This is a genomic window from Sutterella massiliensis (assembly GCF_016899755.1).
Classification (GTDB): Bacteria; Pseudomonadota; Gammaproteobacteria; order Burkholderiales; family Burkholderiaceae_F; genus Sutterella; species Sutterella massiliensis.
In genome coordinates this window covers 1-24,827 of the sequence record NZ_JACJJC010000002.1, presented here as the reverse complement: position 1 = coordinate 24,827, position 24,827 = coordinate 1, and the positions used below count along the sequence as shown (strand labels likewise).

General features: G+C 61.8%; 15 protein-coding genes and 2 tRNA genes. 6 read left to right on the top strand and 11 right to left on the bottom strand.

Features of this window, described 5'->3' with window-relative positions; translation table 11 throughout:
- Window positions 1-77 precede the first annotated feature (77 nt).
- The 5 genes from dnaQ to H6A60_RS01465 form a co-directional block, all read right to left on the bottom strand.
- On the bottom strand, window positions 78-857 hold the full coding sequence (gene dnaQ / locus H6A60_RS01485; protein WP_205101580.1) for a DNA polymerase III subunit epsilon: 780 nt from the start codon (window positions 855-857) through the stop codon (window positions 78-80).
- Window positions 858-1,153: 296 nt separating this feature from the next.
- Window positions 1,154-1,228, bottom strand: a tRNA-Gly gene (locus H6A60_RS01480).
- Between the two features lie 138 nt (window positions 1,229-1,366).
- Window positions 1,367-3,445 (bottom strand): M3 family metallopeptidase, encoded by a 2,079-nt coding sequence (locus tag H6A60_RS01475; protein ID WP_239477520.1) that lies wholly within the window; start codon window positions 3,443-3,445, stop codon window positions 1,367-1,369.
- Between the two features lie 31 nt (window positions 3,446-3,476).
- Window positions 3,477-4,346 (bottom strand): bifunctional methylenetetrahydrofolate dehydrogenase/methenyltetrahydrofolate cyclohydrolase FolD, encoded by an 870-nt coding sequence (folD, locus tag H6A60_RS01470; protein ID WP_205101579.1) that lies wholly within the window; start codon window positions 4,344-4,346, stop codon window positions 3,477-3,479.
- A gap of 273 nt (window positions 4,347-4,619) precedes the next feature.
- Window positions 4,620-6,128, bottom strand: a complete 1,509-nt coding sequence (locus H6A60_RS01465; protein ID WP_205101578.1) for an FAD-dependent oxidoreductase — start codon at window positions 6,126-6,128, stop codon at window positions 4,620-4,622.
- 363 nt (window positions 6,129-6,491) lie between these two features.
- Between H6A60_RS01465 and H6A60_RS01460 the strand changes: the two genes are divergently transcribed.
- The gene (locus tag H6A60_RS01460) at window positions 6,492-7,262 is read left to right on the top strand and encodes a cyclic nucleotide-binding domain-containing protein (RefSeq protein WP_205101577.1); all 771 of its coding nucleotides are present in this window, start codon (window positions 6,492-6,494) and stop codon (window positions 7,260-7,262) included.
- Window positions 7,263-7,730: 468 nt separating this feature from the next.
- Here H6A60_RS01460 and H6A60_RS01455 read toward each other — a convergent pair whose 3' ends face one another.
- Together H6A60_RS01455 and H6A60_RS01450 are read right to left on the bottom strand one after the other, a co-directional pair.
- Window positions 7,731-8,588, bottom strand: coding sequence for a response regulator (locus tag H6A60_RS01455; protein WP_205101576.1), 858 nt, complete (start codon window positions 8,586-8,588; stop codon window positions 7,731-7,733).
- Window positions 8,589-8,726: 138 nt separating this feature from the next.
- A complete protein-coding gene (locus H6A60_RS01450) occupies window positions 8,727-11,222 on the bottom strand; it encodes a PAS domain-containing sensor histidine kinase (protein WP_205101575.1) in 2,496 nt (831 codons plus the stop codon).
- Window positions 11,223-11,432: 210 nt separating this feature from the next.
- On the opposite strand from H6A60_RS01450, the gene rpiA reads away from it, so the two are divergent.
- Window positions 11,433-12,101 carry a ribose-5-phosphate isomerase RpiA gene (gene rpiA, locus H6A60_RS01445; protein ID WP_205101574.1) on the top strand — a complete coding sequence of 223 codons (669 nt, stop codon included), beginning with the start codon at window positions 11,433-11,435 and terminating at the stop codon, window positions 12,099-12,101.
- 190 nt (window positions 12,102-12,291) lie between these two features.
- Here the strand turns inward: rpiA and H6A60_RS01440 are convergent, their stop codons facing one another.
- Window positions 12,292-12,579 (bottom strand): oxidative damage protection protein, encoded by a 288-nt coding sequence (locus tag H6A60_RS01440; RefSeq protein WP_205101573.1) that lies wholly within the window; start codon window positions 12,577-12,579, stop codon window positions 12,292-12,294.
- Window positions 12,580-12,935: 356 nt separating this feature from the next.
- Here H6A60_RS01440 and hrpA point away from each other — a divergent pair, with 356 nt between their 5' ends.
- Together hrpA and H6A60_RS01430 are read left to right on the top strand one after the other, a co-directional pair.
- Window positions 12,936-17,489 (top strand): ATP-dependent RNA helicase HrpA, encoded by a 4,554-nt coding sequence (gene hrpA, locus H6A60_RS01435; protein WP_205101572.1) that lies wholly within the window; start codon window positions 12,936-12,938, stop codon window positions 17,487-17,489.
- A gap of 223 nt (window positions 17,490-17,712) precedes the next feature.
- Window positions 17,713-18,807 (top strand): D-alanyl-D-alanine carboxypeptidase family protein, encoded by a 1,095-nt coding sequence (locus tag H6A60_RS01430; RefSeq protein ID WP_205101571.1) that lies wholly within the window; start codon window positions 17,713-17,715, stop codon window positions 18,805-18,807.
- A gap of 102 nt (window positions 18,808-18,909) precedes the next feature.
- On the opposite strand, the gene H6A60_RS01425 is transcribed toward H6A60_RS01430, so the two are convergent.
- Together H6A60_RS01425 and H6A60_RS01420 are read right to left on the bottom strand one after the other, a co-directional pair.
- Window positions 18,910-20,919, bottom strand: a complete 2,010-nt coding sequence (locus H6A60_RS01425; protein ID WP_205101570.1) for a (Fe-S)-binding protein — start codon at window positions 20,917-20,919, stop codon at window positions 18,910-18,912.
- Window positions 20,920-21,164: 245 nt separating this feature from the next.
- A tRNA-Met gene (locus H6A60_RS01420) sits at window positions 21,165-21,241 on the bottom strand.
- Window positions 21,242-21,593: 352 nt separating this feature from the next.
- Here H6A60_RS01420 and H6A60_RS01415 point away from each other — a divergent pair.
- Complete coding sequence (locus H6A60_RS01415) at window positions 21,594-22,649, top strand: quinone-dependent dihydroorotate dehydrogenase (protein ID WP_205101569.1); 1,056 nt, start codon at window positions 21,594-21,596, stop codon at window positions 22,647-22,649.
- 289 nt (window positions 22,650-22,938) lie between these two features.
- Window positions 22,939-23,475, top strand: coding sequence for an RNA 2',3'-cyclic phosphodiesterase (gene thpR / locus H6A60_RS01410; RefSeq protein ID WP_205101568.1), 537 nt, complete (start codon window positions 22,939-22,941; stop codon window positions 23,473-23,475).
- 126 nt (window positions 23,476-23,601) lie between these two features.
- Here thpR and H6A60_RS01405 read toward each other — a convergent pair whose 3' ends face one another.
- Window positions 23,602-24,444, bottom strand: a complete 843-nt coding sequence (locus H6A60_RS01405) for a hypothetical protein (protein ID WP_205101567.1) — start codon at window positions 24,442-24,444, stop codon at window positions 23,602-23,604.
- Window positions 24,445-24,827: the final 383 nt, after the last annotated feature.

Below are 24,827 nucleotides of genomic sequence, written 5' to 3'. Positions count from 1 at the left end.
ATACTGAGAGGCGTCTTTGCCGGCGGTCGAAGCGTCGACCGCGGACACGCCAAGCATACGCCGAAGGGGCGCGGGCTTCAGGCTGCGGGCGCTGCGGGTGCGTTCTTTTCGGTTGCGTCTTTTTCGCTCGCCGCTTCTTCCCGGGCCGCCTGCGCTTCGGCTTCGAGCTTATGCCAAGCGCAGACCGCCTTGCACTTCTTGTCGGCAATCCCGAGGATGCGTTCGTGCTCGGCAAGCTCTTCTGGCTTGGCCTTGAGAACAATGAAGGCATCCGGGCTCGGAATAGGCGGGAGGTCCTCGACGCTCACTTCGCCGAGCGAGAGCGAATCCTGTCCGCGCGAGAGCGCAAGGTAGACCTCGGCTAGGAGCTGCGCGTCAAGGAGCGCGCCGTGGAATGTTCGGCTCGAGTTGTCGATTTCGTAGTAGCGGCAAAGGCTATCGAGGCTCACGGCTTTGCCGGGCAGCAGCTGCTTGGCGAGCTTCACCGTGTCGATGACGCCGCAGTAGTCGGTGATGCGGCCCTTGCCGATGCGCCCGAGCTCCATATCGAGAAAGCCCGTGTCGAACGCTGCGTTGTGGATGATGAGCGTCGAGCCTTTGACAAAGTCGAGGAACTGATCCGCAATGTCTGCGAAGACAGGCTTGTCGGCCAAGAACTCGTTCGTGAGTCCGTGCACGTCGATCGCTTCCTGGGGCACTTCGCGCTCGGGATTGATGTAGAGCTGCAGCTGATTGTCTTCGCTCGTGCGGATGAGTCGTCCGTCAAGGGCCACGCAGCCGATTTCAACGAGTCGGTCGCCTTTGTCGGGCGAGAGGCCGGTCGTTTCCGTGTCGAGTGAAATAAGGCGTTGAGGCATCGCAGGAGTCCTTCGTTGAGGAAGCAAGGTGAAGTGGAGGTGCGTGCGGCGGGCGTTCTGCGCGTCGCGATCGGCGCGCGAAGCCGCAACGCGCATTCTAAGAGGGGCGACGGGTGCGCTGCGCGATTTGCGTTTTGCGCACACTTGCTCGAAAGGCCCAAGTGAGCGGATTGGCGCAGCGGCATGCAATCGTCAGATACAACAAAGCCCGCTGCGCTACCGCACCGGGCTCACTTTCGGACGCCAAGTCCGCTATCGAATTGTGCTGCTCGTTTCGAATGCACTCAGGGGCAATTTGGAGCGGGCGAAGGGAGTCGAACCCTCGTCATCAGCTTGGGAAGCTGAGGTAATAGCCGTTATACGACGCCCGCTTGAACGAGAAGATCAATTCTAACCGTAAAAGCAAAGCGCCGCAAAATCGGAAACATCTTGTTTCAAATGGCGGCGCTATGAGCGTTTGCTTTGAGGCGGGACCGGCAGTCGCGTGCCGGTCCTTGCTGAGCCTTCAGTTATTTTGCTGCCGTTGTTTCGACGATCCCCGTGAGGCGCAGCAGCGCCCCGAGTTCGGGCTTGCGGCCGCGGAACGCGACGAAGTTTTCCATCGCGTCGCGGCTCGAGCCGCGCTCGAGAATTTCCGTGAGGAAGCGTCGTCCCGTTTCCGGATTGCGGATTCCCGTCTCTTCAAACGCTTCGAAACAGTCGCACGAGAGCACTTCGGACCACTTGTAGCTGTAGTAGCCCGCGGCGTAGCCGCCCGCGAAGATGTGCGCGAAGCTCTGCGGGAAGCGGTCGTATTCGGGCGGGAAGACGACGGCGACTTCGCGGCGCACATCCGCGAGGAGCGCCCGGATGTCGTCCCGGTCGGGCGAGAAGGACGTGTGGAGCAGCATGTCGAAGAGCGCGAACTCGACCTGACGCACGCAGGCGGCGCCCGCGAGGAAGTTCTTCGCGGCGAGCATCTTCTCAAAGAGCGCATCGGGAAGCGGTTCGCCCGTTTCGACGTGCGAGGTGATGCTCTTGACCACTTCGCGGTCCCAGGCAAAGTTTTCGAGGAACTGGCTCGGCGTTTCGACGGCGTCCCACTCGACGCCGTTGATTCCGGAGACGCCCGCTTCGGTCTGCGCCGTGAGGAGGTGGTGCAGCGTGTGGCCGAACTCGTGAAAGAGCGTCGTCACTTCGTCGTGCGTGAGCGTTGCGGGCTTGCCGGCGACGGGTGCGGCGAAGTTGCAGACGAGGTACGCCACGGGCGTGACGAGGCGGCCCGCACGGATCGTGCGCGTGCGCTCGCCGTCCATCCAGGCGCCCGAGCGCTTGCCTTCGCGCGCGTAGAGGTCCGCGTAGAAGGCGGCGATCTTTTCGCCGTTGCGCTTTACCTCGAAGTACTTCACGTCCGGGTGCCAGACGGAGGCCTTTGCTTCATTGATTTCGATGCCAAAGAGCGTTTCAACGAGCTTGAAGAGTCCTGCGAAGACCGTGGGTTCCGTGAAGTAGCGCTTCACTTCGGCGTCCGAGTAGCTGTAGCGCGATTCGCGCAGCTTCTCGCTCGCGTACGGGCGGTCCCAGGGCTCAACCGTTTCGAGGTTGAGTTCGCGCCGGGCAAATTCGTTCACTTCTTCGACGTCGGCCTGCGCCTTGGGTTTGGCTCGGCGGGCGAGGTCTCGGAGGAACGTGAGGACGGCCTCGGGACTCTCGGCCATCTTCGTTTCGAGCGAGAGCGCCGCGTAGTTCTTGAAGCCCAAGAGCGAAGCTTCTTCGCCGCGCAGCTTAAGGATCTCCGTCATGAGCGGCGTGTTGTCAAAGCGCGCGCCGTCGAACTCGGCCGCGCGCGTCGAAAAGGCGCGGTAGAGCGTCTCGCGAATCGAGCGGTCTTCGCAGTACTTCATGGCGGGAAGGTAGCTCGGGAACTGCAGCGTGATGCGCCAGCCCGACTTGCCCGCCGCCTTGGCGCTTGCTTCGTAAAGTGCGAGCGTCTCTTCGGGAATGCCGGCGAGCTTGGCCTTGTCGTCGATGACGAGTTCGAACGCGTTCGTCGCGTCGAGGAGGTTTTCGCTGAACTTTTGCGACGTCTGCGAAAGCGCTTGGCCGATCGCCATGACGCGTTCGCGCTTCTCGGCGGGCAGCGCCGCGCCCGAAAGTACGAAATCGCGGATTTCGCGCTTGACGATGCGCTGGCGCACGGCCGAGAGCGCCGCAAATTCGGGACTCGCTTCGATCGCGCGGTACTTGGCAAAGAGCGCCTCGTCCTGCGAGAGACGGATGAAGAGTTCCGTCACTTTCGGGAGCGCCGCGTTGTACGCGTCGCGAAGCGCCGGCGTGTCGACGACGGACTGCAGGTGGCCGACAACGCCCCAGGCGCGCGAGAAGTCGAGCACGGCGTTTTCGAGCGGCTCGACGACGGCCTCCCACGTCGCGGGCGTTTCGGGCGCCGTGGCGGCTGCGAGTGCGGCTTCGAGCTTGGCGCTCCAGAAGTCGACGGCAGGCGCAACGTGTTCGGGCTTTACCGACGCATAGTCGATCAGGTCGCTGAGGTCGAGAAGCGGATTCTTCGTTTCGGTCATGGTTGTCTTGATGGCGTTTGAAAAAGTCATTGCGGCAGCGCCCGGGCGTCGGGTGCTCGGCCTAGGGCAGCTGCGCGAGCCGGCGCTCGGCCGACTCGACGGTGTTCTTCATGAGCATGGCGATCGTCATCGGGCCGACGCCGCCCGGGACCGGCGTGACGGTAGCGGCCACCTCGAGCGCGGCGGCAAAGTCGACGTCGCCCGTGAGCTTGCCGTCGGGTTTTCTGTTCGTGCCGACGTCGATCACGAGGGCACCGGGTTTGATCATGTCGCCCGTGACGAGTCCGATGCGGCCCGCTGCGGCGACGATGATGTCGGCATTGCGGGCGAGCGTCTTCAGGTCCGTCGTGCGGCTGTGCGCGATCGTGACGGTGGCGTGTTTTTCGAGGAGCATGATCGCAAGGGGCTTGCCGACGATGTTGGAGCGCCCGATCACGAGGACGTTCTTTCCTGCGGGATCGACGCCTGCTTCCTCGATGAGCTTCATGACGCCCATCGGCGTGCACGGGCGAAAGCCGAGCGTGCGCTGGCCGGTCAAGAGCGCGCCCGCCGAAAGCATGTGAAAGCCGTCAACGTCCTTTTCGGGCGCGATGCGGTCGATCACGGCCTCGGCACAAATGTGCGCGGGCAGCGGCAGCTGCACGAGGATGCCGTCAACGTCTTCGCGGGCATTGGCTTCGTCGATGATGCCGAGAAGTTCGTCCTGCGAGGTTGACGCGGGCAGAATCGACTCGAAGCAGTTGACGCCCGTGCGCGCGCAGGCGCGTGTTTTGTTGCGCACGTAAACGGCGCTTGCGGGATCGTCGCCCACAAGCACGACGAAGAGGCCGGGTTTGCGGCCGGCGCGCTTCTCAAGCGCTGCTGACTGCTTTGCAAGCGCCTCTTCGAGCATCATGGCAATCGATTTGCCGTCCAGAATGCGAGCCGTCATGCGCTTTCCCCCAAGTTCTTCGCGAAGGGGCGCTCGCTGGATCAATGTCCGAATGAGGCCCGCGTTTCGCACTAACGAAAACCCCCATTATAGGCATCGGTTTAGGTGCGCTTTTGGGGCACGCTTGGGCGCATTGCGTGAACGGCTGCACCCATTCGTCTGTCGGGGCAGGCCGCCGCCCGTCAGGCGATCTCGCAGCGAGGAAGAGAAAGGCACCGGGCCTTCAAATCGAAAGACCGATGCCTTGGGTTCGTGAGCCGAAACGCTCGAGACTTACTTCTTTTCGCTCAGGATATGCATCACGGACATGCGGCCCGAGTTAATGGCAAAGGCCGAAGCGGTGCCTTCGCCGACCTTGAGGTCGTACGAATCGCCGTACATGCCGCCCGCGTCATGACCGATCGCGTAGAGGCCCGGGATGACGTGACCTTCCTTCGTGAGGACCTGCAGGTCCGCGTTGACCCTGACGCCGTTCAGAGACGTGAGCGTGTTGAGCTTGCCGCGCACGACGTAGAAGGGACCGGTGGCGACTTCGCGCAGGTAGTACGGGTCTTTGCCGAACTGCGCGTCCTTGCCTTCACGGGCGTACTTCGTCATTGCGTCGCAGGACGCCTTGAGGATCGCGGGATCCATGCCGGCTTTCTGAGCGACTTCTTCAATCGTCTGGCCGATAAAGACGTTGCCCTTCTTTTCGTTATCGGCGAGCAGCTGATCGAGCTGCGTGGCGTGCTGGTGGCGAAGAATGAAGTTGCCGCAGGGATTGAGATAGCCTTTGCCCTTCGTCGCGATTTCGTTCTTCGTCTTTTCGTCAAAGACGATGTAGGTCCATTCGCCCGAACGCGCGATGGCGTTCGACGCGGTCGGCCAGTCGATCGTGAGTTCTTCGTTGAAGAAGCGGTTACCCGTGCCGTCCACATAGAGAAGGCCCTGGCGGAAGAGCGCGCGCACTTCCTTGTTGGGACCGTTGCAGATCGCCTCGCCCTCTGCCGGCATGAAGGCGCCGTTGATCATCATCGGGCCCATGTTGTCGCCGACGGCGCCCACTTCAAAAGCCATGCGGATGCCGTCGCCCGTGCGCCCCGGCGTGCCCACCGGAATCATGTCGATGCCGGTCGTCTCCTTCACGTAGTCGACGTTCCAGTTGTAGCCGCCTGTCGCAAGAATGACGTTCTTGGCGTTGATCGTCACCTTTTCGCCCGTCTTCGCGTCCTTGGCGACGACGCCCGTGACGCGGCCGTCCTTTTCAATCAGTTTTTCGCCCGGCGTGTTGAGTAGCAGCGTGCCGCCCTTTTCCTTAAAGATCTTCACCATGGTTTTCGGCAACGACCCTGCACTCGGATAGATGTGCCAGGTGTGTTCAGCCTTGTCGCGCCAGGCGGTCTTGAGTTCCTTCCAGTGCACGCCGTGGTCCCAAACCCACTGAATCGTGTCGCCCGAGAGGTCAACGAACTTCTTCATGAGAGGCGCGTTGATGCGCCAGTGGTGATAGTTCGCCATCGCGTTGAAGGCATCCGTCTTCGTCCACTTCATGCCGGCCTTTTTCGTCATGAAGCTCTCGACGCCGAAGCTCCCTTCCATAAAGAGCCCTGCACCGCCTGGATAGGCGTTCTTTTCGATCATGACGGTCTTGAGCCCGCCCTCGACGGCTTCGACCGCCGCGACCGTGCCGCCCGCGCCCGCACCGACGATCACGAGGTCGGCGTCGTATGTTTTGTCGGCCCAGGCGGGAAGCGCAAAGGCGGTGGCGGCAAGCAGTGCGACGGCTTTGAGTTTGAAGGTCATGGTCTTTCTCCAAAAAAGGAAAACGAGGTTGCAGCGATCTGGCTCGGACGAGTTCGCGCGAGGACGCCTGACGAAATCGAAGGAACTCGTCGACTGAGGAATCGGTCGCGTTCATTTTCACTGCGGCGCAAGCCTCTCAGCGGGCTCAAATGAGCCGCTTTTCGGCAGGAACTTTCACGAATGGGCGCACTTGCAGCAAACCGCGATACTGTTCGAGGCTCTGTTCGGCTTGTTGCTGGAGCTCTGTGAAAAAGCCTTTTCAGGCAAGTTGGGAGGAAAAGAGAAAGTCATGGATACCATCCGCGCCGACGAAGCGTTTCTCGCGTCACTCCATCGACAGCGAGTCTTCCGGACGATGCGTTCGTGCCGCTTCTCACGTGGATCACGCCGTGTCCGCCCGCGCCGATCATGGCGCTTTTGGAACGCTTCGGTCGCATCAGGCGGCTGCGCGCGGGCGAATGCATTTTTGGTCCAAACGACCGCTTCGACGCGCTGGTTCTCCTGACAAAAGGTTTGGGCGGACGCGTTTTCGGCAGTCTCTACAACCAGCCGGGCAGCGCCATTGCGCTCTCGGTGCCGGGGCGCATTATCGGCGGCAATCACTGCTTCTTTTCGGGGCGGCCGGGCGTAGGGCAGTACTTCCTGCTCACCGAAGGCGAAGCGCTCTATGTGCCGCGCAAGCAGATTCTTTCGGAACTCAGAGAGGACGTTGCGCTCTTCGAATGCTTTGCCGCATTTCTCGACATGCTTTTTCAGGGCGACCGGCTCGGTTTCGGTGCCATTGCGCTTTTGCCCGCCAAGAGCCGCCTTCTTCTTTGGGCTTTAACCTGGGGCTTCATCTTCGGAGAGCTCGAGACGGTCGGCGGCGAAGAGCGCCTCGTTTTCGAGCCGATGTTGCCAGTGAGTCTGCTTTCGCGCGTCGTCAGCGCGAATCCGAGCCAAGTAAAGCGCGACCTCACGGCATTGAGAAGGAGCGGCGAACTCGTGCGTACGGGTGCAGGCGCATCGGTGCGAAGTGCGTCGCTCGATGCCGTCTGGCAGTGGCTGCGTGAGGCCGAGGAACCGGCAGCCGCTTTTCGCCGCCCGATGGAGTGGCGCGGCTTCGTTCGGCGCTACCCGAAAACAGCGCTCTGACGATACGCACGAAACAGCCGTAACCGACAACGTTCGCCGGAGAGAACGGAAGCCCCCGATTCGTGCATATGCAACGAGCTTCCTCGATCGAGAGATCTTGCCGGCGGGAAATTCGATCTTCCCAAGGAATCAAGTCCTTTGCCATGCTCATGATTTCGGAGCGGCCGGCTTGCACAGAGGAGGAACCCAAACGCTCTCTTCTTTCTTCTAATCCTCTACTCGAAAATAGAAGATTAGAAGATTGTAGAAGAAAGGCTATTTGCAGCGAAGGCGGCTTCGTCATCCGAAGAAACGTAGCGTTCAATCTGTTTGCTGCGCTCAAAAGCTACTTGGTTTGGCGAATCCGCCTCGTAGGCTTCGACAACTGATCGCTGGGATCCCTTATCCGGGCGTTTTGGAAGTGTCAAAAAACAAAAAAACGGGACCGACTTCTCGGTCCCGCAGTGTTTCAGACGAAGCGAGCGTCCATTAGCGGCGCATGTCAAGCGTCGCCGGGAGGTCCGGCAGCGTCGAGAGGCCGGGGTGCGCGGCTTCGGCGCGTGCACGGGCTTCTTCTTCGGCAACGCGCGCCTGATCCATGCGGCGCATGTGCTCTTCGTTTTCCTTCGTGTGCGGCAGACCCGCTTCCGCGGTCATGCTCGGCAGTCCCGCGATCGCTTCGGCGAGCGTGGCGCTGATCTTCGGGAAGAGTTCGGACTTCACCACAACGCGCATCAGGTCGGCGACCGTGCCCGAGCCGGTCTTGTCCATGATTGAGGCGCGGTGCGCTTCAACCGTCTTGATCGAGATGCCGAGGTCGTCGGCGATCTGCTTGTTGAGGCGGCCGTTGACGATGCGTTCGAGCACCTGCTGTTCGCGCGGCGTGAGCTTCTCGATGAGGCTGCGGTTGGCGTCGAGCTGGATGCGGCGGCGGCGCATTTCGCGCGCGCGTTCGAGCATGCGGCGCACGAGCTCCTGCATGGGCTTTTGCTGGAAGGGCTTCTGAATGAAGTCCACGGCCCCCTTCTTAAAGGCTTCGACAGCCTGCGGCACGTCGCCGTGGCCGGTGATGAAGATGAAGGGCGCGTTGATGTGGCGCTTCAACAGATGATCCTGAACGTCCGCGCCAGACATGCCCGGCATGCGAAGGTCGCAGAGAATCACAGACGGGACGTTCTCGTTGAACTGCGCGATGAAGGTTTCGCCGCTCTCGTAGTCTTCAATGCGGTAGTCGGGAGACTCGAGAAGCCATTTGAGCGAATCGCGGATTTCGAGTTCGTCGTCAACGATGTAGACAATGCCGGGCTGCTCGAGGACATCGTTGCTGTAATCGTAGTTCGGATTCATAGTGGTCTGTTGTGTGTGACTGGGTAGTCCCGAAAAAAGTGATTCAAGTATTTTAGCAACGCCGCATCGGGAAATGGCGGTTCGATGACGCCGAACGCTATGTTCGGTCGACTCTTTCCGTGCTTATGCGCAGGTTGCTTAGCCGCCCGACTTTCCGATGCCGAGCGCAGCCTCGCGCGCGGCGCGTTCGGTAGCGGCCTTTTCTTCACGTTCGCGCTTTTTGGCAATGTCGCTCTCGAGCGCCACGGGCACGCGGAAGGCGAAGGTCGTGCCGCCGCCTTCGGTGTCTTCGACGCGGATGCGCCCGCCGTGCACTTCGGCGATCGTGCGGCAGATATTGAGCCCCATGCCCATCCCCTCGGTCTTGGTCGAGTAGAAGGCGTCAAAGAGCTGCGCCTTCTGCTCTTCGTCGATCCCTGGACCGTGGTCCACTACGCGGAATTCGATGTGTGCGCGTCCTTCGGCGTCAAGCGTATCGGCTTCGGGCGAAACGCGCTCGGCGTGCACTTCGATCGTGCGGTTTTCGCTCTGCGCGGTCGCTTCGACGGCATTTTTGATGAGATTCAAAAGCACCTGCTCGAGCATCACGCTGTCGCCCAAAAGGAGCGGAATGCCTTCTTCGATGCGCACGTCGATCTTGGCATTGGTCTTTCGCGCCTGAATGAGCGCTAGTTCCATCGTTTCCTGAATGACGGTCGCCGCACTGACGGGCTCGAGCACGGGGTCGGTTTTCTTGGCAAAGCCGCGGATGCGAAGAATGATGCGGCCCGCGCGCTCGGCGAGGCTCGCAATTTTCTTAAAGGCCGTGGCGCTCTGATCAAGCGTGAGGCGCGAATCCTCGAGGCGCGAGAGGGAGCCGCCCGCGTAGTTTGCAATCGCGGCGAGCGGCTGATTGAGTTCGTGCGCGAGCGAACTCGCCATTTCGCCCATCGTCACCAAGCGCTGCGTCGACTCGGCGCGGCGCATCTGCGCTTCGCGCGCGAGCTCGAGTTCGCGCTTTGTCGTGATGTCGGCCGCAATGGCAAGCACGGCGGGCTGACCGTCTGTCCAGCGGATCGCCTGCGTGCGCACGTCCCACCAGCGGCCCGTGTCGCGATCGTAGATGCCTTCGCCGCCCGGTCGTTCGTTATTGACGATCGCTTCGGTGAAGACGCGCATCGCCGCTTCGGGGCAGTCGGCAAAAATGCGGTCGAACGCGCGGTTCGTGAAGAGTCGGCGCCGGCAGTCGGGCAGCTCCAGAACGGCAATCGCCGAATTGAGCGAGTCCATCACGAGCTTGAAGCGCGTATTGGCCGCTTCGAGCGCACGCTTGGCGACAACGGCTTCGGAGACGTCGTAAAGCGCTCCGATCACGCCGAGCTGGCGGTTGTTTTCGTCAAAAAGGGGCGAGAGGCGCGTTTCGGCAACGAACGTTTCGCCGTTTGGGCGTTTGGCTTCGAACTGATAGGGACCGCCAAGCTGATCGAATCTGCGAAGGGCCTCTTCGGAGCCGATTTCCGAGGCGTCGCTCCAGTAGGAATAGGGCGGCGTCTGTCCGATCAGGTCTTCGGCCGGGGTGCCGACGAGCTTCTGGAAGGTTTCGTTCACATAGAGAATGCGCCCGTCGTCCGTTGTGACGCGCAGCCCCACGACCGCCGACTCGGAAATCGCGCGGCGAAGAGAATATTCGGCGGCGAGAAGCCGGTGCGCGGTGTGCTGCTTGCGCTGGTAGTAAAAGAGGAAGCACACCGCCGTAAAGAGCATGAGGCCGAAGCCCGCGAGCGCGAATACGGGCAGCCGATTCATCGCAAAGAGCGCGTGCGCGTAGCTCACGCCCTCGACGCGGATGTCTTCTGCGGGCGGGAATCCGAGGAGATTGAGGGGCGCCGTGTAGACGATGGGGGTGCTGCGCGTGGCGGTACGCTCGACGGCGAGCTTCGGGAGCCGCTCGCCGTTCGAGAGAAACGCAAAGGCGTAGCCCAGGGTCTCGGAGTCGCTGCGCAGGGCTGCGTCTTCAAGAATGCGCGTGATGTCGATGCGCGCGATGAGCACGTGGCGGCGCGTCGGCATGGGACTCAGAACGTTCACGTAGACGCGGCTGAAGTCTTCGCGCGAATAAAGCGCGGAAACGGCCGAAGAGTCCTTTTCAAAAACGGCGCCGATCGCCGTGCGCGTGCCCGCGTCGGCAATGGGGGCTCCGGGGAGAAAATGCTCCTGCACGGGGGTGGCGGGCGAGGTCCAGGACTGCAGCACGACGCCGTTGCGGTCGGCGACGGCGATTTCGAGCACTTCGCGTCGAACGCTCATGAGGGAGCTGGCCGAAAGCTCGGCCGTTGCCATCGGATAGGCGTCCGGATAGGGGCTCGACGAAGACATGAGTCGCATGCTCGTCTTCTGCAGCAGTTCGGCCGTGCCCAAAAGGCGAGACTCGATGCGCTGTACGACGAGGTCGGTCGACTGCTTCAGGCGAATTTCTTCAACACGCTCGTCGGCGTCAATCACGACGAAGCCGATCCCTGCGAGGAGCACCCCGACGAGTATCACGGCAGCCCAAGAGGCCCAGAGCGCGTGGTTCGTGAACTTGGGCACCTGGTCGGCGGTATTGAGCTTCTTAAAGACGGCGGCCGTGGACTGTTCGGTGTATACGGGAGGCATCGTTTCGTGAATCGGAAGTCCGTGCTTTCTCGGAGCGCGTCGGCCGATCGGCGCGACGCCCGAGCAGGAAAGCGCGGCAGGCGAAAAAAGGTCGCTTCATTTTAGACGCGCCCGGTACGGCGCCGACTAAAATGCCGACGCCCGAGGCGCATTGCTGTGCTCGAGCGCGCAGCCCCGGGACCTCTCAAGACAGACATCAAGGCTTCTACCATGGCTCTCTCTCAGACCGAACTCAAGCGCGAAGTCGCGCGCGCAGCCATCCGCTACGTCGAACCCGGCCGCATTCTCGGCGTGGGTACCGGCTCGACCGTGGATCTTTTCATCGACGAACTTGCCGCCATTCGCGATCAGGTCCCCGCCTGCGTTTCGAGCTCCGTGCGCTCGACGAAGCGCCTTGAGGCGCTCGGCTTCAAGGTGATCGACCTCAACGAGCTCGGCGACGAGGGGATCGGCGTCTATATCGACGGGGCCGACGAAATCGATCCGGGCTTCTCGATGATCAAAGGCGGCGGCGGCGCGCTCACGCGCGAAAAGATCGTCGCGAGCGTTTCGAAGACCTTCGTCTGCATCGCGGACGCTTCGAAGAAGGTCGACGTGCTCGGGCGTTTTCCGCTCCCCGTTGAGGTGATTCCGATGGCCGCCGCCGCGGTAAAGCGCCGCCTTGAAGCGCTCGGCGCCACGGTGACGCTTCGCGACTTCACGACCGATAACGGCTGCTCGATTCTCGACGCGGCGGGCCTTCGCATCGAAGACCCCAAGGCGCTCGAAGACGAAATCAATTCGTGGCCCGGCGTCGTCACGGTGGGGCTCTTTGCGAACCGCGGCGCCGACGTGCTGCTTCTCGGTACGGAAGCGGGCGTCAAGACCTTTGAGCGCTGAGCGCGTGCTTGACGCGACCGTCGACGGAGGATGCCGGCGGTCGATATAGGCTCGGGCTGGGCCTGAAAGCAAACCCAATGAAAAGCCGCCCGACTTTCGATCGATTCGAACGGGCGGCTTTCGTTTGGCCGGGCTTCTGAGGTTCACCCGGCGTGTAGCCGAGGCGGACCGGTGAAGACGAAGTGAGCGATTACTCGGTCTTTTCGGCTTCGGGCGCAACGTAATTTGGGATTTCGACGTTCGCACCGTCGCCGAAGAAATAGCGCTCGCACTGCGTCATGAGGTGCTTGCGCGCATTGCTGTCGGCGAGATTGAGACCGTACTCGTTCACCATCATGGTCTGCAGGCGCGTCCACTCGGCCCAGGCTTCCTTACTCACGCTGCGCCAAATGCGCACGCCGAGTTCGCCCGGGAACGGCGGGTAGTCGAGGCCTTCGGCCTCCTTGTTGAGCTTGACGCAGTGAACAGTGCGCGCCATAAGCGCCTCCTTCTAATATCGGTAAAGCGTTTGAAAAGTACCGACGCTTGGGGCTCGGGCGGCAAGGTGCCGCTCTGCGCACAAGCGCCCGGCATGCGGTGCGGTAGAGTTTAGCGAAACCGCCGACGGCACGCCCGTTAGAATGCAGCTCGCACGTGAGGACACCGTACTTCGCAAGCCGATCGTGCGAGCGAATCGGTGTGCCTCGGATGAGCGCGCCGCCAGTGCGAAGCGAATGAAAGAAAAGAACGCGCTTTGAGCGCAACTTGGCCGCAGGACATACATCGTGCGGTCCGCCCGGATACAAATCAGCGCGGCGAAGCAAGAACAAATACACGAAAACATCACGAAGAGACATGACAGGGGATCGAGCTTTATTTGCCGCTTTCCAGAAAGTGCGCGGCGACCTTGAAGGCGCACTCGAGCAGACGAGAAAGAAGGAAGAGGCGGCACGCGCCAGAGAAGAGGCCGAGCGCCTGCGCATGCGGCGCGAAGGCTTCTCGAAGCAGGCGGCCGCCAAGGGCGCGAGCGCGCTTGTTCGCGGCCCGGCGATGCAGGAGAAGGGCAAAAAGTCGGCCGCTGCGACGAAGTCCGCCGCGCAGGCACAGCCCCAACCTGCCGCAGCCGAACCCAAGCGTCTCTCGAAGGCGGCCGCCGCAGGCGCCTTCGGTTCGCTTCTCGCGGACGCCGCGAATTCGGCGGGCGCCGTGTTCCGTTCGGCCGAGGCGCTTAAGAGCGAAGCCGATCGCGGCGGTCGTAAAGAAGTGAGGGACCGCGCGCAGGCGAATGCTGCGGGCGAGAAGCCCCGCTCGAGCGGTGCCGCGAAAGCCGCTTCGCCGACGACGGCTTCGCACCCGCAGAAACGCGCCGGTGACGCCGCACCGGCGCGCCGCGCCCGCAAGCCCCGCCCGGCCGATCCTGCGGCGCTCGAGCGTCTGGCGTCCCTCGAGGGATTCCATGGCGGACGTGCGCGTTCCGGGAAGGGCGAGCGCACGGAGAAAACCGAGCGAAACGGTCGCGCTGCCGATCGTAAGCAGGCCGAGCGCCGGTTGCCTGGCGCGGACGGGCAGTCCGCAGGCGAGCGCGCCCTTCGCGCTTCGCGCGGCGAACGTGCGCCGCGCCTCTCGTGGGCCGAGCGGCGCAATCCCATTGCGCCCTTCGAACTCGCGCCGGGCCTCCCTGTTTCCGAGCGTGCCGACGAAATCATTCGCGCCATTCAAGAAAATCAGGTGGTCATCGTTTGCGGTGAAACGGGTTCGGGCAAAACCACGCAGCTCCCCAAGATTGCGCTCATGGCCGGCCGCGGTCAGACAGGGCGCATCGGCTGCACGCAGCCGCGCCGGATTGCCGCAAGTTCCATTGCCGCGCGCATCGCCGAAGAACTCAAGACGGCGCCGGGCGACGTTGTGGGCTTCAAGGTGCGCTTCACGGATCACACGGCCCCCGGCGCGACCATCAAGCTCATGACCGACGGGATTCTGCTCGCGGAAACGCAGGGCGACCCGATGCTCTCGGCCTACGACACGATCATCATCGACGAAGCGCACGAACGCTCGATCAACATCGACTTTCTTCTCGGGTACCTGAAGCGCCTCATTGCGAAGCGCCCCGACCTCAAGGTGATCGTGACTTCGGCCACGATCGATGCGGAGCGCTTTGCCGAGCATTTCGCCGTGAACGGCAAAAAAGCGCCCGTACTGACCATCTCGGGACGCACTTACCCCGTTGAGATCCGCTGGCGCCCGATCGAAGACGCCGACGAAGAGGACGACCGCACGATACTCGGCGCGATCGATAACGCCGTGAGCGAACTCGAGGCGGCCGGTCCGGGCGACATCCTCGTCTTTTTCCCGGGCGAGCGCGAAATCCGCGAAGCGGCCGACTATCTCAGAAAGACGCGCATCGGCAAAACGGAAATTCTGCCGCTTTACGCGCGGCTTTCCGCTGCCGAGCAGGCGCGCGTCTTCGCGCCGAGCGGCATGCGCCGCATCGTGCTCGCGACGAACGTCGCGGAAACGTCGCTCACCGTGCCCGGCATTCGCTTCGTGGTGGACCCGGGCTACGCGCGCGTGAAGCGCTATTCCTACCGCTACAAGGTCGAGCAGCTCCTCGTTGAGCGCGTGAGCCGTGCCTCGGCCGATCAGCGCGCGGGCCGTTGCGGGCGCGTCGCAGACGGCATCTGCATTCGCCTCTACAGCGAAGAGGATTTTGCGTCCCGACCGGCCTTTACCGACCCGGAAATCATGCGCTCGAACCTCGCGGCGGTGATTCTGCGCGCGATGTCCTTGAAGCTTGGCGACATCCGGGCGTTTCCCTTCGTGCAGGCGCCGCCCCCGAAGGCGTTCGCAGACGGCTACGCGATTCTCGAAGAACTCGCCGCCGTCGATGAGCGCAACGAACTCACGCCCGTGGGTGAAACGCTCGCGAAGCTCCCCGTCGACCCGAAGCTCGGCCGAATGCTGTTGGCCGGCAACGACTTGGGAGCGCTGCGCGAGCTCCTCATCATCACGTCGGGCCTCTCGGTGCAGGATCCGCGCGAGCGTCCGCTCGACGCGCAGCAGGCGGCCGACGAAGCGCACCGTAAGCTTGCCGACGAGCGCAGCGACTTCCTCTCCTACGTGAAGCTCTGGGACTACGTCGAAACGGCGCGCGCCAACAAAGAAAGCAACCGCAAGTTCGACCAAGAGATGAAGCGGCGCTTCCTTTCGCCGCGCAGACTGCGCGAGTGGCGCGAAGTCGAGCACCAGCTGGAGCGCCTCGCCGCCGACCTCGGCTGGCGCATCAATACGGCGCCAGCCACTTTTGAAGAAGTGCACCGCGCGCTTCTCTCGGGGTTGCTTGGCAACATCGGCTCGAAAGCCGTGGAGAGCGACTTCCGTGCGCCCCCCTACCTCGGTGCGCGCGGCATCAAGTTTTGGATCTGGCCGGGGTCTATTCGCGCGAAGAAGTGCGGCCGTTGGATTCTCGCCGGTCAAATCATGGAGACTTCGAAGCTCTACGCGCGCTGCGTTGCCGATATCGATCCCGAATGGATCGAGCGTGCCGCGGGCACGCTTATCCGCAAGAACTGGTCCGAGCCCCATTGGGAGAAGAAGCGCGGCGAAGTTGTCGCGCTCGAAAAGGGCACGCTCTACGGCCTCACCGTCTATCAGGGACGGCGCGTGAGCTTCGCCAAGCACGATCCCGCGCTCGCGCGCGAACTCTTTATTCGCGAGGGGCTCGTCGAAGGCGAAATCGAAGGCGACTTCGCGTTCTTGAAGCACAATCTGCGGCTCGTGAAGGAAATTCGCGATCTCGAACACAAGACGCGCCGCCCGGACGTGCTCGTCGACGAAACGCTCATCTTCGACTTCTACGACCGTGTGCTCCCGCAGACGGTCAATTCGACCGCAACGCTGGCGAAGTGGCTCAAAAGCGCCGCGAAGGACGAGAACCCGGACGCCAAGCGTCTGCGGCTCTCTCGCGAGGAGCTCATGCGCCATGAGGCTGCTGGTGCGAGCACGCAGTACTTCCCGAAGAAGTTGGAGATGGCGGGCGTCGAGATGGCGCTCACCTACAACTTCGAGCCTGGCAGTCCCAAGGACGGCGTCACGCTCGCCGTGCCCCTTTTTGCGCTCAATCAGATCGACGCCGTGCGCGCGGAGTGGCTCGTGCCGGGCATGGTGAAGGAAAAGGCGCAGGTGCTCCTCAAAAGCCTGCCGCAGAAAATCCGTCGCCACTGCGTGCCGATTGCCGAGTACGCCAAGGGCTTTTTCACGCGTACACAGGACGGCGCGCCGCAGGCTTCGGGCTTCGTACAGGCATTGGCCGACGATATCCGAACGACGCTCGGCATTCCCTGCACGCCCTCGGACTTTAAGACCGAGCAGATTCCGCCGCATCTCATCCTCAACTTCAAGGTGATTGACGAGCACGGGCGGCAGCTTGCCATGGGGCGCAACCTCGCGGAGCTGCGCGCCGAGCTCGGACGTGAAGCGCAGGAAACCTTTAAGAGTGTTGCGCAGGCGGACGCTTCGGTCGCGCGCGGTTTGGCCGGAGCCGATGCCGTCACCGACTGGACCTTCGGCGAACTCCCCGAACTCATGGAAATTCAGCGTCGCGGCGAAACGCTCATCGGTCATCCGGCGCTCGTCGACTGCGGCGATGCCTGTGCGATCGAGGTGTTCGACGATCCGATCGAAGCGCAGAAGGCGCATCGCAAAGGGCTCTTGAAGCTCTTCCGGCTGACGCTGCGCGAACAAGTGAAGTTTGTCGAGCGCTCGCTTCGCGAGCTCGGACGCGTGCAGATGCAGGCGGCGATTGTGCCGGGGCTTTCGACTTCGTTTGAGAGCTTCGAGTCGCTCGAGAACGACGTGATCGACTGCGCGCTCACGGCGACCGCTTTGGCCGAACCCCTGCCCAACGACGAAGCGAGCTTCCGCGCGCGGCGCGAGGATGTGCGCGGTCGCCTGACGCTCGTTGCAGGCGAAGTTGCGCGCCTCATTACCGAAATTGTGGCTTCGGCAACGCTCATTCCGATGAAGCTCAAGCGCTTTGCCGGCGAAAAGGCGCTTCTTGAAGACGTGAATGCGCAGCTGCTGCGCCTCTTCCCGCCGCACTTCCTCACGAGCGTGCCGCTCGCGCAGCTCGCGCATTACCCGCGTTATATGAAGGCCGTGCTCTATCGCCTCGAGCGCTACCCGAACGACCAGGCGCGCGACGAAGAGAAGCGCCGCGAAATCGAGCGCCTCTCTGTAGCCTGGCAGCGCGAAACCGCCAAGCGCCGCGGTCAGGCCGATCCGCACCTCGTCGAATTCGGCTGGCTCCTTGAGGAGCTTCGCGTTTCGCTCTTCGCGCAGCAGCTGCGTACGCCCATGCCCGTGAGCGTGAAGCGCCTCGAGCGCGTCTGGCAGTCTATCTCGAGACTCTGATTGAGGTCTCGAGTCGGGCGGGAACGAACAACGGGCGGACGAGAAACGAGCATTTCTCGGGACTCGTCCGCACGGATGAACGCATTTACGATTTTTTTACGGTCTCACTCTTGCTAGCGCGCTGCGGGCGGCAGAAAATAAAAGGCTCGCATCTATGAATGCGATTGATTTTCGCCTTCGATTTGCTCTTCACCAAACAAACGCTCCTCTCTCGCTGCGCACCATGCTTTTGACGACTAAAAAGCTGATTCTGACGATGACGGCCGCTTTCGGCCTGGCTTCTTTTGCGGCGCCCGTGCTTTCGCAAAGCACTGCGCCGAGCGCGAAGACGGCCGCGTCGAGTACGGCGAAAAAGACGTCGGCAGGGAAGGGCAAGGCAGTGAAGACGACCGCCAAGCGCACGACGAAGAAAGCGAGCGCGAAGCGCACGTCGATTAAAAAGAACGCGAAGAAGACGAAGAAGGCGCGCCGCGCCAAGCGCCGCACCGGTTCGTCGCCCTCGCAGGCAACGCTCGCGGGGCTCAGAAAAACCGCCGATCCGCTGCTTCTCGGGAGCTCGGTTGCCTATGCGGTTGACCAGGACACGGGCGAAGAGCTTGTCGTGAAGAACGCCGATGTGCCGCTGCCGATCGCTTCCGTCACAAAGCTCATGACGGCGCTTGTGATTGCCGAGAGCGACTTGCCGCTCGACGAAAAAGTGCGCATCACGCGCGAGGACTACGTGCGCTCGAACGCTTACTCGAAGCTCACGAACGGGATGGTGATGACGCGCGAGGCGCTTTTGAAGGCTGCGCTCATGTCGAGCGACAACCGTGCCGCGCACGCGCTCGCGAGAAGCTATCCGGGCGGCAAGAAGCAATTCATCGCCCGCATGAACGAAACGGCGGCCGAACTCGGCATGACCGACTCGTTCTTTGCCGACCCGACGGGGCTCGACAACCGCAATCACTCGACGGCGCGCGATCTCGGCAAACTCGTTGCCGCCGTCTACGAATACCAGGAAATCCGAACGGCCTCGACGGCGCCCATGGCCAAGCTGCGCGCCGGCCGTCGGACGGTGAGCCTCAAAACGACGAATCGCCTGATCGGCGACCCGTCCTGGCGCATCGGCATTCAGAAGACAGGCTTTACGACCGCGGCGGGCCGCTGCATGGTCGTGCAGAGCGAAGTGGGCGACCGCCGACTCGTGATGGTCGTGCTCGACAGCCCCGACAACGCGCAGCGCGCCAACGACATGCGTACGATGCGCGCATTTGTCGAAATGGAAGAAACCTTTGCGAAGGACTTCTCGAACACGCGTCCGTACGAGCTTTTCTGATTTCTTCGTTCCATTCCAACGAAACGGGCGGCGCACGCAAGGTGCACCGCCCGTTTCCTTGTCGATCAGTCGACGGGCGTTGCTCGCCCGCCGCTACGCCGCTTAAGCGTTGCGCTCGGGGAGCGCTTTCGCGACGATTTCGGCAATATCCTCAATGACGATTTCGTCGCCGTCCTTTCGCATGGACTTGCCCGTTTCGAGCATCGTGAGGCAATGCGGACAGGCGACGGCCACATGCTTAGCGCCCGTTTCTCGCAGCTGCGCGATGCGGATCACATTGGGCTGGTGCTTGCCGAGGCGTTCGTCACTCCACATCTGGCCGCCGCCCGCGCCGCAGCAGAAGGTTGATTCGCCCTTTTCGCGCGCCTCGACCGTCTTCGTGCAGGTTTGAGCGAGGAGGGCACGCGGCGCTTGCGTGATGCCGTTGATGCGCGCGAGGTAGCACGGATCGTGGTAGACCGTGAGCGTCGCATCCTGGGCGAGTGCGGCAGGAAGCTTGCCGCCTTCGATAAGCGAGAGAATGAAGGAGGCGTGGTCAATCACTTCAAAGGCGCCGCCCTCAAACGTCGGGTATTCGTTCTTCAAGGTATTGAAGCAGTGCGGGCAGGCCGTGAGAATGCGGTCGAACTGGTAGCGGCTGAAGTTCTCGATGTTTTCCGCTGCCGCCGTCTGGTAGAGGTACTCTTCGCCGAGGCGGCGAGCGAATTCCGCGTGGCAGCGCTCTTCGGCCATGACGGCGAAATTCACGTCGGCCGCACGCAGAATCTTCACCATGGCGCGGGCGATTTTGCGCGCGCGTCGGTCGTAGCTCGCAGCGCACCCGACCCAGTAGAGCACATCGTAGTGCTTGCCTTCTTCTGCGACAGGGACGTCAAGGTCCTGCGCCCAGTCCATGCGCTCGTACGGATCGAGCCCCCAGGGGTTGCCCACCGAGGCCGTGTTTTCGAGCGCAGCGGCTGCACCTTCGGGGAATTCGCCCGATTCGAGCGCGAGGTGACGGCGCATCGCGACGATGAGGTCGGGCGTCTGAATCTGTGCCGGGCACGCGCGCGCGCAGGCACCGCAGGTCGTGCACGAGAAGAGTTCTTCGCGCGTGACGATGTCGCCCGTGAGCGCTTTGCCGTCCGCGTCGCCCTGCGCTGCGCGGTCGCGCAGCTTCATGATGATCGTGCGGGGCTTCAAGGGCGTGCCTGCACGAACGGCCGGGCAGACGGCGTCGCAGCGGCCGCACTCGGTGCAGCCCTCGAGCATGGCGCGCTCGCGCCAGGTGAGCTGCGAAATCGTCGAGAGTCCGAACGTTTCCTGCTCTTCAATGTTTTCAATTTTGGCGAGACGCCCGATCGGTGCGGGCTTACGCACGTAGATCGAAACGGGCGTGCGGTAGACGTGCGCGTAATAGGTGAGAGGCACGGCTGCGATGAAACCGAGCGCGGCAAGGCCGTGAATGACCCAAACCCAGATGTGTGCGCTTTCAAGACCCTCTGCGCCGAAAAGACGCAGGAAAAGCGAAGCGAAGATCGAACCGACGGGTGAATAGTCGATCCAAAGCGGCTGCTGCACGGCCAAGCGCAAGCCTTCGACGAGGTAGCCCGTGATGACGACGAAGGCAAGCGAGAGATACGCGCAGAGGAAGCGGCCGTCCTTCGGGAGGTTCGAAGGCGTCATGTAGCGGCGCCAGACGCCGATCGCAATCGCGGCGAGTACCGCTACGCCTGCCGTATCGAGAACGAGTTTGTAGACAAGATAGACGTTGCCCTTCAGAAACTGTGAGCCGAAGACGTAGTGACCGATGTCCCAGTCGAGCGTTGCGGCAGCCGTGCCGAGAAAAAGGAAAAAGAAGCCCAAAACGAGAACGGCGTGCACGCGTCCCGGCCCCGTTTCGCGGATGCGCTTCTGCAGCACCACTTCACTAACGAGTCGTTCGTTGCGGCTCGGATCCTTTTCGAGCGTTTCGGCCGCGCCCGCTTTCCAGCGGCGAACGTTTTTCCAAATGCCGTAGCCGCAGAGGAAAACGGCAAGAATACCGACGATGTAGACGCCGATTTCGCCCCAGAGCGGAACGTTCCAGAAAGCAGGGCGAATGGGAATGTCGACGGGCAGAGGCGTGCTCATGTTCTCAGGTTGTCTGTATTGGAGTGGTCAAAGAAAGATGCGGGGATTTTAGCGAGGAAGCAACGCTGAGCGCGCAGAGGTGCTGCGCATCATCCGAGCGGTCGAAGCGCGATGCTTAGAAGTGGCGTCGAAAAGAGGAACCGTTGGCTTCGGATGACCGAAAAGCGAGTCTGGAAAACGAAAAAGCCCGGCTTTCTCAAACCGGGCTTTCGCTGCTTCCGAGCTCGTCGTTCTCGGAAGTAATTTGGTTGCGGGGGAAGGATTTGAACCTCCGACCTTCGGGTTATGAGCCCGACGAGCTACCGGACTGCTCCACCCCGCGGCAATTCTGTTCGCTAATCAGTAGCGAGATTTGAATTATGCATTGAGAATCCCTTTTCGTCAAGAGCTCTCTCAAAAAAGGGCCCCCTGGTTTCGTAAAAATACGTGTAAAAACTTATTAATGGGCGAAAAAGGAACGCGTGTATCGTATGTTACCTATTTCGAGGTAACTCATGCGTATTGCGGAAGGCGCTGACGATATAATGAGATGCTCCAATATATAGGCGTCGTCCGACTGCAGAGTGCAGGCGTGCGTTCTTCGCACGGTAGAGGCGCCGGAAACGGTGCATCTTCATCACACACTTCGGAACGCTCTGTCGGGATCGCCGAAAAAACAAACCTTCAGGAATCTCATGTCGCTTTATCCTCTTGCCCGCCGCGTGCTCTTTTCCATGAATCCGGAAATGGCCCACCACGTGATCATGACCAATCTCGATTGGATCGTGCATCTGGGGCTGCACAAGCTCGTCACGCACTTCCCCGACGACGACCCCGTTGAAGTGATGGGTCTTCGCTTCCCGAACACGATCGGGCTCGCTGCCGGCATGGACAAGGACGGCGAACGCGTGAATGCCTTCGGCGGTCTCGGTTTCGGTCACGTTGAAATCGGCACGATCACGCCGCTCGCGCAGCCGGGCAACCCCAAGCCCCGTCTTTTCCGTCTGATTCCCGCCGAAGGCGTGATCAACCGCATGGGCTTCAACAACGAGGGTGTCGACAAGGTTCTCGAAAATCTGCGCAGCGCCGATGCGTTCCGTCTGCGCGGCGGCATCCTCGGCATCAACATCGGCAAGAATGCCGTCACGCCGATCGAAAATGCGCTTTCCGACTACGAAAAGTGCCTCGACAAGGTGTACGACCACGCCGACTACATTGCGATCAACATTTCTTCGCCCAACACGAAGAACCTGCGCACGCTGCAGGGCGCGGGTGAACTCGATCACCTCGTCAAGGGCATCGTTGATCGTCGCGCCAAGCTCAAGGCCGAGCGCAACGGCAAGCATGTTCCGATCGCCGTCAAGCTCGCTCCCGATCTTGAAAACGACGAAATCCTGCGCTGCGTCGATACGCTGATGGAAAACGGCATTGACGGCGTCATTGCGACGAACACCACGATTTCGCGCAAGCGTGTCGAGGGGCTTTTGCACGCGGAAGAAACGGGCGGTCTTTCGGGTGCGCCGCTGCGCGAACGTTCGACAGAAGTCGTTCGCCTCATCGCCGAACACGTCAAGGGCGAAATTCCGATCATCGCTTCGGGCGGCGTGATGACCGGTCCCGATGCTGTTGAGAAGCTCGAAGCGGGTGCGAAGCTCGTGCAGCTCTTTACGGGCTTTATCTATAACGGCCCGAAGCTCGTGGCAGACTGCGTTGAAGCCAATGCTGCCTACCGCCGTAAGCTTGCGGGCTAAAATAACCTCGTCAGGGTCGGCGCAGCTTCTTGGAAGAGCTGTGCCCGAACGGCGTAGGCCCGCCATTGAAGCTTGAAAGCCTTCATCGAAGAAAAGCGCGTCGACCGATTGAGGAAGGCGCGCTTTCTCTTTGGTGGCGTTTTGCCGGCAACCATAAGCGAGCGCCGCACATGCGGCACTTTCGGGCGGGGGCAATGCGCAGAAGGCCAAAACGAGTGCCGCACATATATAAGAAAAGCGGCATGGGCACGAGGAGCGGGCGCGTGGACATCGGAAAGGAGAAACTTCAATGCGGACATTTGTCTCGCTCACGCTCCCGGAACCTCGCCGCGCGAGGCTTCTGAAGCTCCTAGAAGACATGCGGTCGCAGGGCGCGCTCAAGGGGCGCGCGGTTCGAGCGAAAAATCTTCATTTGACGCTCGCCTTCATTGGCGACATTGATGCCGGAACGGCCGGACGACTCGCCGCGCGCATTGCCGAGATCGAGCCCGTCGATCTGCGCTTTGAGTTTTCGCATACGGGCGCCTTTCGCAGCGGCATTCTTTGGGCGGGGCTGGAAGAGAAGGAAAAGTTCGAGGCGCTTGCCGCTCGCGTGCGCGAGATTCTTGAGGAAGAGAACGTGAGTTACGACGCCAAGCCTTTCAAGGCGCACGTCACGCTCGCACGTGCTTGGCGCGGCAGTGTCCCCGCGCATCTGCGCGACTTGCACAGCGAAAAACTCGGTGAACCGCAGCCGCCGCTTCTGCCGACGAAGCCCGAACTGATGGAAACGGTCTGGCTCGAATCGGGCGAGGTGGAGTATCGGCGGGTGCCGCCCGCTCAGTGAGTGTCGCTCGCGGACTTGCGCTTTCAAGTAGCCGCCGTAAAAAGATAGAGAAACGCGCCGCTCGCAGGTTTTGCGCTCGGCGCGTATTACTTGGTGGCAGATTCGGCAGCGTTCGCTCGGACGTGCTTACGGGCGAGCGGCGTTATAAGGAATGCCGAGCGAAACGAGGCAGCCCGCACGGGCTCTTGCTGCATAAAGACGCAGCACGCAGTAGCGGCCGCCCGCTTCGGAGACGTCGGCCGTGCCGAGGAACTGGCCAGCAGCAGAGAGAACGGGATAGGTGCGCTCGATCTCAAGCACTTTTTTCGGATCCGCACAGTAAAGCAGCGTGTCGTCGCCCGCATCTTTCGTGTGATAGACCTTGAGGTAGCCTCGCTCGACCAAAGCCGTGGCGTGCCAGCGGCGGCTAAGTCCGAAAAGTGCGCCGAAAAAGACGGCGAGCGCAAGGAGCGCGAGCGCTGCGTCGATCGGGCCGATGCCAAGGTGGCGGAGGATGAATGAGCGGCTCTGCTCGTCGAGCGCATCTTTTGAAGTGAAGAGGTCAAGTCTCGTTTGACCGATCGGCATCGCCCAACCTGCATCGGCAAGCGTGAGCGAGAGCTGATAGACGCCTGGCGAAGCCGGCGGCACGACGAGAAGCGTCGCTTCCCACTGCGGTGCGCCGCCAAAGAAGCTCTCGACAACGCTGAACTTTTCGACGAGGACTTGCGTCGTCTCGGGTTCGAGCCGAGTGAGGAGCCTCGGCGCCGTGACCGTCGTATTGATCGGCAGCGATCCTGTGAGCGAGAAGGGGCGGGCGGCGAGCACGTTCGCCTGATTTTCCGGGGCGAAGAAGCGCTCCGAAATGGCATCGAGCGACGACAAAAGCCCCAAGAACACGGCCGCGCAGGCGGCCGCGGCGAAGGCATTGCGCACGCGGGCAAGCGTACGGATGCGCCCGGGCAATTCCGTCGAACGAGTCTTGTACATAGGGGCTCTCGGGGCTGGCGGCCTCGAGCCTAAAAGAGTGATGCGGCCGCAAATGCGGGAAGTTGGTAGGAATTCTATGGGTTCGCACCGAGCTGCAGTCCCGCCGCAAATGAGCACTCTTCCCGATACGCACTGACTGCTCGCAAGGATGAGAAAAAAGCCGAACGCGTGTTCAGAAAACTTTCGACTTGACAAATCGGGTCGACGTCGGCAAAATACGCAAACTCGCCGCTCGCTGGAGCGGTTGAGATCAAGCGCAAAACGACGGGTTTTAAAAATTCTTCGAAATTGCTCTTGACAAACAGGATCGATTTCGATATGATTTCAATTCTGCGCTGAACGAAATGTTCAGCAGTTCTTTAAAAATTCGATTCAACGAACCG

What these genes read in the sequence shown, in the direction of transcription:
- thpR (WP_205101568.1), top strand. Translation starts at nt 22,939, where the DNA reads ATGCGGACATTTGTCTCGCTCACGCTCCCGGAACCTCGCCGCGCGAGG.
- H6A60_RS01425 (WP_205101570.1), bottom strand. Translation starts at nt 20,919, where the DNA reads ATGAGCACGCCTCTGCCCGTCGACATTCCCATTCGCCCTGCTTTCTGG.
- H6A60_RS01475 (WP_239477520.1), bottom strand. Translation starts at nt 3,445, where the DNA reads ATGACTTTTTCAAACGCCATCAAGACAACCATGACCGAAACGAAGAAT.
- dnaQ (WP_205101580.1), bottom strand. Translation starts at nt 857, where the DNA reads ATGCCTCAACGCCTTATTTCACTCGACACGGAAACGACCGGCCTCTCG.
- H6A60_RS01465 (WP_205101578.1), bottom strand. Translation starts at nt 6,128, where the DNA reads ATGACCTTCAAACTCAAAGCCGTCGCACTGCTTGCCGCCACCGCCTTT.
- H6A60_RS01450 (WP_205101575.1), bottom strand. Translation starts at nt 11,222, where the DNA reads ATGCCTCCCGTATACACCGAACAGTCCACGGCCGCCGTCTTTAAGAAG.
- rpiA (WP_205101574.1), top strand. Translation starts at nt 11,433, where the DNA reads ATGGCTCTCTCTCAGACCGAACTCAAGCGCGAAGTCGCGCGCGCAGCC.
- H6A60_RS01440 (WP_205101573.1), bottom strand. Translation starts at nt 12,579, where the DNA reads ATGGCGCGCACTGTTCACTGCGTCAAGCTCAACAAGGAGGCCGAAGGC.
- H6A60_RS01455 (WP_205101576.1), bottom strand. Translation starts at nt 8,588, where the DNA reads ATGAATCCGAACTACGATTACAGCAACGATGTCCTCGAGCAGCCCGGC.
- H6A60_RS01430 (WP_205101571.1), top strand. Translation starts at nt 17,713, where the DNA reads ATGCTTTTGACGACTAAAAAGCTGATTCTGACGATGACGGCCGCTTTC.
- hrpA (WP_205101572.1), top strand. Translation starts at nt 12,936, where the DNA reads ATGACAGGGGATCGAGCTTTATTTGCCGCTTTCCAGAAAGTGCGCGGC.
- H6A60_RS01415 (WP_205101569.1), top strand. Translation starts at nt 21,594, where the DNA reads ATGTCGCTTTATCCTCTTGCCCGCCGCGTGCTCTTTTCCATGAATCCG.
- H6A60_RS01405 (WP_205101567.1), bottom strand. Translation starts at nt 24,444, where the DNA reads ATGTACAAGACTCGTTCGACGGAATTGCCCGGGCGCATCCGTACGCTT.
- folD (WP_205101579.1), bottom strand. Translation starts at nt 4,346, where the DNA reads ATGACGGCTCGCATTCTGGACGGCAAATCGATTGCCATGATGCTCGAA.